The organism is Enterococcus sp. C65 (assembly GCF_040887165.1).
In the GTDB taxonomy this organism is placed as follows: Bacteria; Bacillota; Bacilli; order Lactobacillales; family Enterococcaceae; genus Enterococcus_B; species Enterococcus_B hirae.
Window position 1 is genome coordinate 76,560 of the sequence record NZ_JBFOFG010000004.1, and the last position, 15,229, is coordinate 91,788.

The following is a 15,229-nucleotide window of genomic DNA, read 5'->3' on the forward strand; positions in this document are numbered from 1 at the left end:
TGATCATTTTAGAAGTCGTGATTTCCGAAATTGATGTCTCAGTTTTTGTGAAATTTCGGCTCTTTTTTGTGGTCCGTTCGGTGGGTAACCATCTTCTTGTCACCGAACAAAAGTTCCTATATAATCATGATAGGGGTGAGTGAGATGGAATTACAGTTTCCTTTACATAATGATACATCTAGAAAAATCATTCATATCGATATGGATGCTTTTTTTGCCTCTGTCGAAGAACGGGATCATCCAGAATTTAGAGGGAAACCCTTAGTTATTGCCAGACATCCGAGTGACACTGGTGGTCGAGGAGTGGTTACTACAGCGAATTATGAAGCAAGAAAGTATGGCATCCATTCAGCGATGAGTGCGCAAAAAGCATATGAATTATGTCCGCAAGCCATTTTTAAACCAGGCGATCATCAAAAATATAGTGAGATCTCACAAATTGTTCGTGAGATTTTTTACCGATATACGGATATCGTTGAGCCTGTCAGTATTGATGAAGCCTATCTTGATGTGACGAACAATAAACGCAATTGTAAATCAGCAATCAAAATTGCTCGTTTGATCCAAAGAGACATTTGGGAAGAGGTAAAACTGACCTGCTCGGCAGGTGTGAGCTATAATAAGTTTTTAGCGAAATTAGCCTCAGATTTTCAAAAACCTAAAGGCATTACTATCGTTGCACCTCAAGACGCATTGACGTTCCTAAAGGCACTACCTATTGATAAATTTCATGGGGTAGGAAAAAAAACCGTCCCTAAGATGCATGAACTTGGTATTTTCACTGGAGAAGATCTTTATAATTGTACAGAGATGATGTTGATCCAACAATTTGGAAAGATGGGCTATTCGCTTTATCGAAAAGTAAGAGGTGTCCATGATGCACCAGTCAATGTGACAAGAGAAAGAAAATCTGTAGGAAAAGAGCATACTTATGGTCAGCCACTACAAACGGAAGAAGCGGTATTAGCACAATTACGACAATTAGCTGAGAAAGTCGAAGAGTCGTTGAAAAGAGTCCAAAAACATGGAAAAACCGTAGTGTTAAAAGTGAGATATACGGATTATACGACAGTCACGAAAAGAGTCACTTTACCTGAGTATATCTATAAGAAAGAAGCGCTCTTTTATCAAGCAAGTTTGATTTGGGAAGAAATTTTAGGGATTGAACAAGGCATACGTCTCTTGGGGATCACGTTAACGAATTTAGATCCCATGACTTATGAGAATATTGTGTTACCTTTGTGGGAATGAAAAAACAGTAGAAAACGTGTTGGAAATCAACATACGTTTCTACTGTTTTTTATTCAATAAGGAGTGGGAGGACCTAAATGAACTCCTGTTTTTTGATTTGTTCATACGATTCTGTAGCATCGCTGCATTTTTCCCAAATCACTACTCTATTTTCGGCTAGCGATTTTTTGACATCGATGATGCGTTGATTACTACTACCGCGAAACTGTAGTTTTAAATCCTTTTTACTTAGTTCAAAACGTCCATCAACTAAGATATCGATTTTTGCTAAAAGAGCTAACTTGTCTTCGGAGTCTTGAAGTAGTTCGTCAAAAGTATAACCGGTCCACGACCAGATATCTTTGGTCTGACCAAATTCTTGTCGGATACGCTCAACGACTTGGAGACAGACGTCCGTGTTTAGAAAAGGTTCCCCGCCTAAAAGGGTCAGTCCTTGAACGTAATCATGGCGGAGATCGGTGATGATTTGTTCTTCCAGCTCTGGTGTGAAAGGTTTACCATAGCGGAAGTTTTGCGCTGCTTTATTGAAACATCCTTCACAAGCAAATAAGCAGCCACTCACATAAAGACTATTTCTTACACCTTCGCCATCCACAAAGTTAAATGGTTTGTAATCAGCAATGTAATTTTGGCTGTAATCTTGTGCCAGCCATTCTTTAGGTTTAGGATTTCGCATAAAAAAACTTCTTTCTAACATCAAAGTATGAAAAATTTACTTAAAACTCAAACCAGTTTCACAGCAAGCAGTCTCAGAAAAGATAATGGACTAGCCTCAAAAAAATGCAAATAAATCGAACGGTCAGGGTTCACACACCGTTCGATTTATCGTAGTCACGCTGTGAAAGGGGATTGTTTTCTAAGGAATAACTGATCGCTCTATCTTTTTTTAGAGTGAATTAGAACGAAATAGTAGAGAAAGATTACTTCATATGTTTGACACGTGAAGAGATCTCCTTGTGACGACCGTGAACCATTGGACGTGCTTGTGGGTTACCTAAATAGCCACAGGTTCTTTTAACGACGTCACAAGTTTTTGGATCATGATTGCCGCATTCGGGACATTCAAAGCCACGTTCGGTTGGTTTGAAGTCACCTTCAAAGCCACATTTGTAGCAATGATCAATTGGTGTATTCGTTCCTAAATAGCCAACTTTATCGTAAGCATAATCCCAAACGGCTTCTAATGCTTTCGGGTTTTGTTGAAGCATTGGGTACTCACAGTAATGGATAAAACCACCAGAACAATACTTCGGATAATCTTTTTCAAAATCTAGTTTTTCAAACGGAGTTGGGTTTTTACGAACGTCATAATGGAAACTATTCGTGTAATATTCTTTATCAGTGATGTTTTCGACTTCGCCAAATTTTTCTGTATCTAAACGGCAGAAACGATCAGTTAAGCTCTCACTAGGTGTAGAGTAAACGCTGAAATGATATCCATATTCGTCACCCCAAGCATCTGCTTTGGCTTTTAATTCTTTCACGATATCAAGGGTAAAATCTTTTGCTTCGGGATTGTTTTCCCATTCCCCACCATAAAAAGCAGAAGCCACTTCGTAAAGACCGATATAACCTAAAGAAACCGTTGCACGACGATTTTTGAATAATTCATCGACAGCATCTGTTTTTGAGAGACGTTTACCGAATGCACCATACATATATAAGATTGGTGCGTTAGCAGGGATCGCTTCTTTACAACGATCGACACGATAAACTAAAGCATCTTTCATGATGGCTAAGCGCTCAGAAAGGATTTGCCAGAATTTTTCCTGATCGCCTTTCGCTTCGATGGCAATACGAGGTAAGTTTAGTGTGACCACTCCAAGATTCATTCGTCCAACGTTCACTTCTTGGCCATTTTCATCTTTCCAACCTTGTAAAAATGAACGACAACCCATAGGTACTTTGAAACTACCGGTTAATTCAACGATTTTGTCGTAGTTTAAAATATCAGGATACATCCGCTTAGTTGCACATTCCAAAGCTAATTGTTTAATGTCATAATTAGGATCAGTTGGGTTCAAGTTTATGCCATCTTTTAATGTGAAAATCAATTTAGGGAAGATAGCTGTCCGCTTTTCGCTGCCTAAGCCATTGATCCGATTTTGTAAGATTGCTTTTTGAATTTCTCGCTCAAACCAGTTTTTTCCTAAACCAAAGCCAAGAGAAGTAAATGGTGTTTGACCATTTGAAGTAAAAAGAGTATTGATTTCATATTCTAGACTTTGCATCGCATCAAAAATATCTTTTTTGGTTTTTGATTTCGCATACTCTACTCGACGTTCAGGTGTTTCGATCCATTCTTCTGCATCCGCTAAATGTTTTTGATAATTCAGTTCAGCGAAAGGAGCAAGTAATTCATCTGTTCGGTCAGCAGAACAACCACCATATTGACTGGAAGCTACATTTGCAATAATCTGTGAAATTTGAGCAGTAGCAGTTTGAATTGATTTTGGTGATTCCACTTCAGCATTTCCAATTTTGAATCCGTTGTTCAACATTCCTTTGAAATCGATCAAACAACAGTTTGTCATTGGTGTGTATGGATGATAATCTAAATCATGGTAATGGATGTCGCCTTTTTGATGCGCATTTGCGATATGTGGGGGCAACATTTTCAAACCGATGGATTTTCCAACGATACCAGCGGTTAAATCTCTTTGAGTATTGAAGACATTACTATCTTTATTTGCATTCTCATTGACAACTGTTTGGTCTTTATTGATCAATTTTTTGATCGAAAAATTGATATCTGTCGCTTTACTTCTGGCAAAATCACGTTTTGTGCGGTAATTGATATATTCTTCTGCTAATTCATATTCGTTTTTTTCTAAAAGAATGTGTTCAACGATATTTTGGATCTCATATATTTTAACGTTGTCGGTAAAGCGTCGTTTGATTTCTTGAACGACTAAATCCACGATCGTTTGAATTTTTTCATAAGTAAGTGGAGACAATGAGCCATGAATTTTCTTTTCAGCTTTGACTAAAGCCTCATTGATTTTTGTTTCATCAAATTCGACACGTCGACCATCTCGTTTAATGATTGTTATGTTTGATACTTCTGAATGAAGGGGATCTGTTACTTTTTCTTCAATTTGTACACTCATTTTATTCAACTCCTGCTAAATTCTTCTTGTCTATCATAAAACAAAATCCACGAAGGAGCAACTAAATACTAGCTATATATAGTATGCAAACAGGTGTATAAACGAACAACTATACTATATGTTGTATATATTCCTTTGTGAAAAAAAGTGAAAACGTAAGTTTATAGGATTTTTATTTTGAATATACCGCTTTCGTGAATAAAATAGATGAATAAAAATTTTTTAAAAAAAGGTTATGTCTGTGAAATGATAAAAATCTAAAAAGAAATGCTCAAATGCTGTAAAGATCAGAGAAAAAAACCAAAGAATATGCTAATATGCTGGTAAGTGTGTCAGTGTGGCGAGTAAGCAAAACCCAAGGAGGAAAGCCATGGATAAAATGATCGAGGTAAAACATGTAAGTAAAAGCTATGGAAATAAGCTTTCGCCGGTAAAAGTACTTGATAATATCTCTTTTACAGTAGAAAAAGGAGAATTTGTTGGCATCATGGGTCCGAGTGGTGCTGGAAAGACGACTTTGATGAATATTCTTTCGACGATCAATCTACCAACGATGGGAAGTGTGTTGATCCAAGGAAATGAGATCACTAAAATGAAAAATAATGAATTGAGTGACTTCCGTCGAAAAAAATTAGGATTTATTTTTCAAGAATTTAATTTGATCGATACATTGAATGCGAAGGACAATATCTTACTACCATTAGCGGTGGAACGAATCTCGAAAGAAGAGATGGAAAAAAGTGTGTTGCATGTTGCTCAATTATTAGGGATCGAAGAAATCTTAAAACGTTATCCAGATGAATTATCAGTTGGTCAGAGACAACGGATTGCGGCTGCTAGAGCATTAGTTATTCAACCACAAGTCATTTTTGCTGATGAGCCAACCGGGTCTCTGGACTCGAAATCAGCCACCGAGTTACTAAATTATTTAACAACGATGAACCGAGTAGAAAAATCAACTATCTTATTAGTAACACATGATCCGTATACAGCCAGTTATTGTGATCGGATTTTATTTATCAAAGATGGGGTGATTTTCTCTGAAGTAGTTCGCAGAGGTTCAAGAAACGAATTTTTTGAACGGGTGATTGATATGCAGGCGACCATTGGGGGAGGTGGAAAACTCAATGCTTTATAAGTTGGCTGCGAAAAGTTTTCTGCGACAGTCAAGAGGGTATCTCGTTTACTTTTTTAGTCTAACGTTATCAACGATGATCTACTATTCTTTTAGTACGATTTCTTATGATCAATTATTGAACCGAAGGACACAGCAAGATTCTTTATTCAATGTTTTTTTTGGTATTGGTAGTTGGATTATCTTAATCGTATTACTTTTTTTTGTTATTAGTGCAAATCGTTTTTTCTTTAACCGCAGACAAAGAGAGATTGGGATCTATCAGTTGTTTGGTGTGAAGAAAACCCAAATCTCACTGATCTATGTATTGGAAACAATGGCTATTGGATTATTCGCCTGTACAGCAGGGATTATTTTAGGAATCATTTTCTCAAAATTATTTTCTATGATCTTGATTCGCATGATGAACTTGCAAATCACGAGTCTTTTCTTCATTTCCGTGCCATCGATTTTTGAAACCTTTCTGTTGTTTTTTTTGATTTTATCTGTTGTTTCTTTGTATTCATTATGGAAAATCTGGCGCTATCCGACGATTCGAAATTTTGGCGAATACGATCATTTGGAAAGTAGCAAGTTAAGAGTTCGGACACGCCATCGTTTTTTAGGAACACTGGGTTTATTGCTGATCTCTAGTGGTTATTTCTTTGCGGTCCACTATCGGGAATTTGCTGCTAAACTTTTTATTTTTACGCAAGATCTTCGCTTTCCTTTCTTATTATTTGTTCTGATCCTGCTGTTTTGTGTGATCGGGACATATCTGTTCTTTTGTTTTTCCCTACGTGTGTTAATCGATTTGGTGAGTCGTTCTCGAATTAAGTATCGAGGGATCAACTTCTTGCTGATTGGCAATACGCAGATCCATCTGCTGAAAAGCTGGCGGATCAATTCGTTGATCACACTGATCATGGCTCTAGCTTTAACGATGATTGGCGCAATGATGAGTGCGACTGTCATCATGTCTCGAAATGTGGAGATGGTCTCACCGGTATCTTATCAAATGGATAAGGCAACAGCCGACAAGCTGCGACCGCTTCTTGCAAGTGAAGGGCAAACGATCACAAAAGAAATGACGATCAATTACAAAGTAATTGGAAGTTACTATAATGATAAGTTAGACGGAATTTCTGAGGAAAAAGTATTTCAATTGGTAAATTTGATTCCAGAAAAAGAATATCATGCCTTTCGACAATTCAATCCTAAAATGCCTAAAATTGATTTAACATCGGATAACAGCACTGTGGTATTAGATAGTATGAAAAATATCTTTAGAAATTTTTCAATGTATGATTCAACATTCTACTTGCCCGATCAAACTTTAGATATTCAAGCAACCTTACCTAATTTTTTAGGAGATGGTTCGTTGAGGTATTTCGGTCCGACACTCGTTGTCAGTGATGATTATTTTGCTAAAGCATCTGGACTAAACTATCAAGTGGTCAATTGGAATGTGCAAGGGGGAGATCAGGAAAAAATCATTGAACGTATTTCTAAAGAGATTCCTACAAGTTATGAGAACATCATTTATTATGATTATGAGATCAAAGGAGAGTCTATAACTGGAACGATTCATAAAAATGAATCGCACCAAGAAAAAGCAGCTTCAGATCAATCTTCTGATGAATACAATAATGAAGATTCACGTCTTAACTTTTCTGCACGTTTCCCATTTAAACGAACAGTTGAACAAGGAATTGGTTTAATGGCGTATGTTTCGATCTTTATTGGAATAATTGTTATTGTCACGACTGGAAGCATGCTGATGGTTCGTCAATTAGCAGAAGCAGAAGAAGAACGAGAGAATTATCAATTATTAACGAAATTAGGGATTTCTCGAAAAAAAGTGAAGCGAGTCATCTTTGGGCAAAATGCGATCATGTTTTTCCCACCAATTATTTTGGGGAGTATGCATACCTTTTTTGCCATTGAAGTATTTACTCAATATGTCGATACAGCAAATTATGGGTTAGCATATCTGATTTGTGGCTCACTTGTCTTGATCTATATCTTGTTTTATTACATCACAAGTGTCTTATATTGCAGGATTATTGAGGAGTAAATCAAGCTATATTTAAATGAGCAAAAGGTGAGTACTCTGTTTTTTTAATTTGAATGAAGAAAGACTTAAACGATTGGTTACATAGGTCGTTTAAGTCTTTTTAGCTTTTTTAAAAAAAATCTTTATTTATTTGAGGTGATGCTTATATTATAATAACCGTCTTTTTGTAGTTAATCTAAATTGTGACAAAATTGTTAGCAGAAAAGCGATTACTGTTAGGAAAACAAATGTTGTTTTTTAAAAAGAATGGGTAAAATTATTTTGAGATTCGATTAGGAGGGAAATATAAATTGAAAAATTGGTGGAATAATCCTCAATTTAGGTACTGGGGCACGTTTGTGGTACGAACATTATTGTATAGTGCAATTATTTTTATGTTGATTTATTTGTACCATTATAAAAATGTCCAAGGCGGATCTTTTATCTATAATGAATTTTAGGAGGAAGACGATGGATATTCAAACAATCGTTGAATCAATTGATTTTTTTGGTCAAACGGAACCAGATCGGGTCGTTTATCAGACAGAAATCACAGAGCATACCTATGGGGAGCTAAAAAGAAAGTCCGATGCTTTAGCAGCTTATTTAGACAGAAATTTACAGAAACAGGGACCAATCGTGGTTTTTGGAAATCTAGAGTTTGAAATGATCGTTTCTTTTCTTGGTGGCACCAAAGCTGGCCATGCCTATCTTCCGATTGAAGAACATACGCCGAATGAGCGAATTGAATCAATTCTTCGAGTAGCAAAACCAGCTTTGATCATTAGTGTCGGTGACTGGCAGATGGAAACAGATGGTATCCCAGTGATTTCTCGGGAAGAATTAGCAACGATCACGAAAAAAGAGAGTCAATACGAAGCAACACATCCAGTTAAAGGTGACGAAAATTATTACATCATTTTTACCTCTGGTACTACAGGTGAGCCCAAGGGTGTGCAAATCAGTCATGATAACTTATTGAGCTTTGTTCGTTGGACGATCCAGGAATTTCATCTTGAACAGGGTCTACGTTTCTTAGCACAAGCACCATTTTCGTTTGACTTATCTGTTTTTTCGATTTATCCAGCACTTGTGACAGGAGGAATGTTAAAACCCTTAGAAAAAGCGGTTATTCAAGACTTTAGACAATTATTTTCTACTTTAGCAAAGTTGAAATTAGATGTCTGGGTGTCAACTCCTTCATTTATCGATATCTGTTTGATGGAACCCACTTTTGATGCGGAACATGTACCAGATCTAGCCACTTTCTTGTTCTGTGGGGAAGAATTAACCAAAAAAACAGCGCAAGAATTATTGAAACGATTTCCTGAAGCCCGTATTTATAATACGTATGGACCAACGGAAGCCACGGTTGCTATTTCAAGTATCCAAATCACTCAAGGTATTTTAGATCGCTATGAACGTTTACCGATTGGTTATATCAAAGAAGATACCGAGGTTCAGATTGTGAATGATCAAAAAGTGCAACCGGTCAATCAAACAGGTGAAATTATTATCTTGGGTCCTAGTGTCTCCAAGGGGTATCTGAATAATCCAGAAAAAACCAAAGCTGCTTTTTTCAAGAAACAGGATCAACAAAGTTATCATACTGGCGATGCTGGGTTTCTTAATGAGGAAGGTCTTTTGTTCTATGAGGGACGAATGGATCAACAGATAAAACTTCATGGGTATCGTATCGAATTAGGAGATATCGAACACGGGCTTTTGTTAGATGAACGGATTAAACAAGCGATAGTTGTTCCAAAATACCAAGGAACTAAAGTTCAACAACTAGTTGCTTTTATTGTATTAGAAAAAAATTCGCCAGAACCAAGTTTTAAACTCTCTAAATCAATTAAGGAAAAATTGGCACATTCGGTCATGGATTACATGGTCCCTCAAAAAATCAATTACATTGATCTTTTACCACAAACGGTGAACGGGAAAATCGATCGGAAAAAATTAATAGCTGAGGTGAATCCTCAATGACCTTTCCACATATGATCCCGTACGCAGAACCTTATTATTTTCTGCTGTTAATCATCGGTTTAGTACCAATCGTGCTATCATTGTTGATTCGAGGGAAAAGATTGCCAATTTATCAAACACTCATCACCTTGCTTTTCTTATTCATCAGTTTTGGTGGTGTCTATTGGCAACAAGGTGTAGCCTTGATTGCATATGTTGTTTGGCAGACATTATTAGTTTGGGCTTACTTCGTTTACCGTCAAAAGAAAAATCAAGGTATTTGGTTTTACTTAGCGGTGATCCTAGCGATTTTCCCATTATTTTTAACAAAAGTCACACCGTTTTTTGCCCATGGGAAAGAATCTTTTCTAGCTTTTCTAGGGATCTCCTATCTAACCTTTAAATCTGTTCAGATGATCATGGAAATTAGGGATGGATTGATCAAGAACTATCAGCCTTTTCGTTATATTCAATTTTTACTCTTTTTTCCAACGATTTCATCTGGACCAATCGATCGCTATAGAAGATTTGAAAAGGATCAATGTCAGCCGCCTGCAACTGAGAAATATCTGACATTATTAGAAAAAGGTATCCAAAATATTTTTCTAGGTTTTTTATACAAATTTATTATTGGCTATTATTTGGGTCAAGTGTTGTTACCAATCGTTTCCAAAGCTGCCTTGCAACATGGTGGTTTTTCTTGGTCATTAGTAGGATATACCTATGTGTATAGTTTATATCTGTTTTTTGACTTTGCAGGCTATAGTTTGTTTGCGGTGGGAACGAGTTACTTGATGGGGTACCAAACACCAATCAACTTTAACAAACCATTCTTGTCTTGGAATATCAAAGAATTTTGGAATCGTTGGCACATGACGTTATCATTTTGGTTTCGAGATTATGTTTATATGCGCTTGATGTTTTTCTTGATGAAGAAAAAATGGTTCAAAAGTAAAATTGTAACCTCGAATATTGGTTATTATGCATTATTCCTATTGATGGGAATCTGGCATGGTCTAACTTGGTATTACATCGTGTATGGGTTGTATCATGCTACTTTGATTTGCTTAACCGACGTTTGGCTACGATTCAAGAAAAAACATAAAAAACAACTACCATCCAATTGGTTTACTCACGCTTTTGCTGTCTTTATGACTTTCCAAGCAGTTTGTTTTAGTTTATTGATATTTTCGGGCTTTTTAGACCAACTTTTGTTTAAGTAAAGCAGATGATTATCTAAGACTTAAAAATGATTTATTTTACATTATGATTATTTAAGGAGAGATTATATTATGGAAGAACAAATTTTAACTATTTTAGAAGACATTACAGGAACAGATGAAATAAGAGAAAATCGAGAGCTTGATTTGTTTGGTGAAGGATTGTTGGATTCACTTGCTTCTGTTCAATTATTAGTCGAATTAGATGGACAACTAGATGTTCAAGTCCCTGTTTCTGAATTTGATCGTGAACAGTGGGGCACACCGAATAAAATCATTGCACAAGTACAAGAATTGAAGGGATGAGAATGAAAAAGAAATTATTTGCTATTTTCGGTCCAATCCTTTTAGCTTTTGGATTGATAGCAGTTTTTTTCACTTCTTCGTATCGTGTGGATCTAACCGACCCAACAGTCATAAAAAAAGCTTCTACATCCATGTCCGAAAATGTGTTAAAAGGAGATACCATCAAAAACGAAGCCTTAGCTGAAAAAAAATATGTTCCTTTTTTTGGTTCAAGTGAACTCAGTCGGATCAGTCCGTTTCACCCATCCGTCTTGGCGGAGAAATACCATCGTGATTATCGTCCCTTCTTATTAGGGGCACCTGGGACACAATCATTAAGTCAGTATATGATGATGCGCTCTGCAGGAGATGATTTGAAAAATAAGAAAATCGTTTTTATCATTTCTCCACAATGGTTTGTCAAAGATGGCGTAAAAAAAGATTATTTTGATACGTATTATTCACAGTTACAAACCCTTGACTGGCTGTTCTCATTGAAAAAAATCACTCCTGCTGACCGTTATTTAGCTAGAAGACTTTTACATTTTTCTATCGTTAAAAAAGATGAAAAATTGACGGAAATGTTACAAATGATCAAAAAAGGTCAACTTCCTTCTGTTGAAAAACGAAATCAATTGCGCTTGAACTGGAATATTTTAAAAAGAGAAGATGAAATGTTCAGCAATATTGGTCTGAAAAGTAAACAAGACAAAATTGATCAGGCAATGAAGCCGTTGCCTGCTAATTATCAAGAAAAAGTTCTGGCAAACCTAGCGGAAAATATTGGGAGAAAAAGTACAAGCGACAATTCTTTTGAGTTAAAAAATGATTTTTATAAAGAGCGCATTCGTCATCACTTAAAAGAGCTGAAAAATTCTCAAAAAAATTGGGATTATCGTTTTTCACCTGAATTTTCAGATTTTCAATTAGTCCTACAGCAATTAGCCCAAGAACAGGCAGAAGCATTATTCATCATTCCACCTGTGAATCAAAAATGGAGTGATTATACTGGGTTATCTCAAGAAATGCTTCAAGGATTTGCAAAGAAAATCAAATTTCAATTGCAGAGTCAAGGCTTTGATCGGATCGCAGATTTTACAAAAATGGCTGATCAACCTTATTTCATGGAAGACACCATTCATTTAGGTTGGAAAGGGTGGCTAGCAGCAGATCAACGGATTAGACCGTTTTTAGAAAACCAACAACAACCAAGTCACTATCAATTGGATCCATCATTTTATAGTAAAGACTGGCAAAAACATTCACCAAATGATTTAAAAGAAAACCAACAGTAATGGAGTTTCGAACACGAAGTGCATAAAAGAAACGCTCGTTTACTGCTGTCAGTCCATTTAAGAGAAAATAGCGATTGCTATCGTATGCATTATGCAAAAAAGCCAGGATTATTGAAAGTTATTCGGTAAACTTTCGAGGAATCCTGGCTTTTTTCTAACTGAAAAAATCGTTCTGCTGAAAAGCACACCTAATAAATGGTATAATCTAGCTATCAATACGAGAAATGAGGGAGACGTTTTGGATAAAAAAGAAGAACAGTTATTGATTGATCTGACTTCAGCCAAAGGAGTACCAGGCAATGAAGAAGAAGTGAGACAAGTCTATAAAAAGTATGCAAAAGACTTTGCGGAAGATATTTTTTATGATGGTTTAGGTAGTATTATCGCCAAACATGGTTCTGGTGGTGGACCTAAGATTTTTATTTCTGGTCATATGGATGAAGTGGGATTTATGGTAACTAAGATCACTGATAAAGGTTTTTTGGAATTTCAAACATTAGGCGGTTGGTGGGGACAAGTGATGTTAGCCCAACAAGTGGAAATCAAAACACAAGCTGGGAAAGTGATCCATGGCGTGATTGGTTCGAAACCGCCACATGTTTTAACCCCACAAGTAAGAAATAAACCGTATGATATCAAGGATATGTTTATTGATATTGGAGCGACAAGCGATAAAGAAGCAAAAGAATGGGGTATTCGCCCTGGCGATATGGTAACCCCATATATTGAGTATAAACGGTTGAATGGCGGTAAATTTTTACTAGCTAAGGCTTGGGACAATCGCATCGGTACAGCTGTTTCATTACGAGTTCTTGAGAATTTAGCAAAAGAAGGACATCCCAATGTTTTATTCGCAGGGAGCGATGTGCAAGAAGAAGTTGGCCTTAGAGGGGCACGCACAAGTACACACTTAGTGAATCCAGATATCGCCTTTGCTTTAGATACAGGAACAGCTGGAGATACACCGGGGATGACGCCAAAAGAAGCGGATTCGATTTTGGGTAAAGGTCCACAAATCTTGATTTTTGATGCTTCAATGATTCCACATAAAAAACTGTTGAATTTTGTGATTGATGTGGCGGAAGAAATGGATATACCATTCCAATACACCGTCATTACTGGTGGTGGGACAGACGCAGGACAGATGCATTTGACAAGAGATGGGGTACCGTCTGTGGCGATTACTGTTCCGGTACGGTATTTGCATTCACATACTTCAGTGATCCATGAAGATGATTATTTGAATACTGTGAAATTAGTGACGGAATTAGTGAAGCGATTAGACCACAAAACAGTTGAAAAGATTAGGAGTTATGATTAATGGAAACAAAGTTATCACTTTCAGATTATCGCAAAAAAGCTCGAGCTAGCCTTGCGCAACAATGGGGAATCAATGCTTGGCTAGTCTTTCTTTCGATGTTTATTGCGGGTTTGATCCAAATGTTTTTTGAGGGATTTTTTTTCGTAGATAGCACGCAACAACAAATAGTTAGCTTTTTACTAGAGAATTTCCTTTTATTTGCTTTTTCATATGCCTTATATTACATTGCGCTGGTAGTCGTTCGTGGTGGCAGAGCAAAAAGTAATTTATTGTTTGCCGTCTTTCAAAAAAAATATTTTGGACCTATTTTAGTGATTAATTTGATCAATGTTGTGATCAATTGGATCATTAATGCCCTTGTTTTATTACCAGGTTTTTTGATTGGTGGTGTCAATACTTATACACAATTACTATTTAATTCAAACACAATTTCAACAGATGTGTTATCAGGGAATGCTTTGGACATTAGTTACGTTTTGACCACCCTGCTCATGACCTTTGTTTCTCTTTTGTTGATGAGTATTGTGGGCGGATTGTTTCAATTTGCGGCTTGGACTAAATTTGATTACCCAGAACTTTCAATCATCCAGTGTTTGCAATACGCGTGGTATTTATTAAAAGATCGTTTAGGTACTTATATCCTATTACAACTTTCATTTATCGGATGGTACCTTGTTGGAGCCCTAGCCTTGTTCTTTGGTTTATTGTGGGTTATCGCCTATGTCAATGTGACCATTGCAGGTTTTTACGAGCAAGCAAGACTTGAAAAAGAACCCCCAGCTACTTATTTTTCATAAAACATGAGAGAGGTTTCACAGAAAAAACAGGATTCTATTACATTGATTCTGAAAGGAGAATGATCATGAAATTAACTGTATTAGGTTGCTTAGGCGCCTATCCATATAAAAATCAAGGAACGACTAGCTATTTATTGCAGTCAGCTGGCTTTAACCTACTGATCGATGCTGGTAGCGCCACCTTGATAAAATTACAAGAGCATCTTGAACCGTTAGAACTTGATGCGGTTATCTTGAGCCATTACCATCATGATCACATCGCTGATCTAGGTGTATTGCAATATTATTGGCAACTACATCCTGAAAAAGAACCAGGAGCTATCTTGCCAATCTATGGTCATACTAAAGATACTTTTCATTTTGATGAGTTAACAATGCCGAACGTGTCAGAAGGACGTGGCTATTTTGAGGCAGAAGAATTGAAAGTAGGTCCTTTTTTAATCACGTTTATGGAAACCATCCATCCAGTGGTGTGCTATGCCATGCGGATCGTCGAAGAAGCGACTGGCAAAGTCTTTGTTTTTACAGGTGATTCCGGCTATTTGGAAAGTTTTGTAGAATTTGCTGAAAATGCAGACTTGTTTCTAGCAGATACTTATCTGTTTGCTGGTAATGAACGACACAAAGCGCACTTTACGTCAAAAGAAGCGGGGGAACTTGCGAAAGCAGCAAAAGTCAAAAAGCTAGTATTGACCCATTTACCTCAATTTGGGGATCTTACACAATTACAGAGCGAAGCGCAACAAGCTGCGGGTGATACAGTAGAAGTAGCACTAGCAAAAGTCGATAAAGTATTTGATATCTAGGAGGAA

General features: G+C 36.7%; 13 protein-coding genes. 11 read left to right on the top strand and 2 right to left on the bottom strand.

The genetic code is table 11. The annotated features are described in order from the left end of the window. Nucleotides 1-144: 144 nt before the first annotated feature. Nucleotides 145-1,251: a DNA polymerase IV gene (gene dinB / locus AB3I12_RS05505; RefSeq protein WP_010719827.1), complete on the top strand. Its 1,107-nt coding sequence runs from the start codon at nucleotides 145-147 to the stop codon at nucleotides 1,249-1,251. 73 nt (nucleotides 1,252-1,324) lie between these two features. Here the strand turns inward: dinB and nrdG are convergent, their stop codons facing one another. Beyond that, nucleotides 1,325-1,927, bottom strand: coding sequence for an anaerobic ribonucleoside-triphosphate reductase activating protein (gene nrdG, locus AB3I12_RS05510; protein WP_010719826.1), 603 nt, complete (start codon nucleotides 1,925-1,927; stop codon nucleotides 1,325-1,327). Nucleotides 1,928-2,171: 244 nt separating this feature from the next. Then, the gene (gene nrdD / locus AB3I12_RS05515) at nucleotides 2,172-4,361 is read right to left on the bottom strand and encodes an anaerobic ribonucleoside-triphosphate reductase (RefSeq protein ID WP_010719825.1); all 2,190 of its coding nucleotides are present in this window, start codon (nucleotides 4,359-4,361) and stop codon (nucleotides 2,172-2,174) included. 370 nt (nucleotides 4,362-4,731) lie between these two features. Here nrdD and AB3I12_RS05520 point away from each other — a divergent pair, with 370 nt between their 5' ends. The 10 genes from AB3I12_RS05520 (at nucleotide 4,732) to AB3I12_RS05565 (ending at nucleotide 15,223) form a co-directional block, all read left to right on the top strand. After that, nucleotides 4,732-5,499, top strand: a complete 768-nt coding sequence (locus tag AB3I12_RS05520; protein ID WP_034698771.1) for an ABC transporter ATP-binding protein — start codon at nucleotides 4,732-4,734, stop codon at nucleotides 5,497-5,499. After that, nucleotides 5,489-7,552: an ABC transporter permease gene (locus AB3I12_RS05525; RefSeq protein WP_010738275.1), complete on the top strand. Its 2,064-nt coding sequence runs from the start codon at nucleotides 5,489-5,491 to the stop codon at nucleotides 7,550-7,552. Before AB3I12_RS05520 ends, AB3I12_RS05525 begins: the two co-directional genes overlap by 11 nt. A gap of 290 nt (nucleotides 7,553-7,842) precedes the next feature. Then, a complete protein-coding gene (locus AB3I12_RS05530) occupies nucleotides 7,843-7,992 on the top strand; it encodes a teichoic acid D-Ala incorporation-associated protein DltX (RefSeq protein WP_014834217.1) in 150 nt (49 codons plus the stop codon). A 10-nt stretch (nucleotides 7,993-8,002) separates the two neighbouring features. Then, nucleotides 8,003-9,520, top strand: a complete 1,518-nt coding sequence (gene dltA / locus AB3I12_RS05535; RefSeq protein ID WP_063626731.1) for a D-alanine--poly(phosphoribitol) ligase subunit DltA — start codon at nucleotides 8,003-8,005, stop codon at nucleotides 9,518-9,520. After that, a complete protein-coding gene (gene dltB / locus AB3I12_RS05540; RefSeq protein WP_010719821.1) occupies nucleotides 9,517-10,722 on the top strand; it encodes a D-alanyl-lipoteichoic acid biosynthesis protein DltB in 1,206 nt (401 codons plus the stop codon). Before dltA ends, dltB begins: the two co-directional genes overlap by 4 nt. 69 nt (nucleotides 10,723-10,791) lie before the next feature. Next, nucleotides 10,792-11,025, top strand: coding sequence for a D-alanine--poly(phosphoribitol) ligase subunit DltC (dltC, locus tag AB3I12_RS05545; RefSeq protein ID WP_010719820.1), 234 nt, complete (start codon nucleotides 10,792-10,794; stop codon nucleotides 11,023-11,025). Nucleotides 11,026-11,027: 2 nt separating this feature from the next. Next, a complete protein-coding gene (gene dltD / locus AB3I12_RS05550; protein ID WP_010738272.1) occupies nucleotides 11,028-12,299 on the top strand; it encodes a D-alanyl-lipoteichoic acid biosynthesis protein DltD in 1,272 nt (423 codons plus the stop codon). A 238-nt stretch (nucleotides 12,300-12,537) separates the two neighbouring features. Further along, complete coding sequence (locus AB3I12_RS05555; protein WP_010719818.1) at nucleotides 12,538-13,620, top strand: M42 family metallopeptidase; 1,083 nt, start codon at nucleotides 12,538-12,540, stop codon at nucleotides 13,618-13,620. Next, nucleotides 13,620-14,417 carry a DUF975 family protein gene (locus AB3I12_RS05560; RefSeq protein WP_063626732.1) on the top strand — a complete coding sequence of 266 codons (798 nt, stop codon included), beginning with the start codon at nucleotides 13,620-13,622 and terminating at the stop codon, nucleotides 14,415-14,417. The genes AB3I12_RS05555 and AB3I12_RS05560 overlap by 1 nt, the downstream gene beginning before the upstream one ends. Nucleotides 14,418-14,482: 65 nt before the next feature. Then, the gene (locus tag AB3I12_RS05565; protein WP_063626734.1) at nucleotides 14,483-15,223 is read left to right on the top strand and encodes an MBL fold metallo-hydrolase; all 741 of its coding nucleotides are present in this window, start codon (nucleotides 14,483-14,485) and stop codon (nucleotides 15,221-15,223) included. The last annotated feature ends 6 nt before the right edge of the window (nucleotides 15,224-15,229 follow it).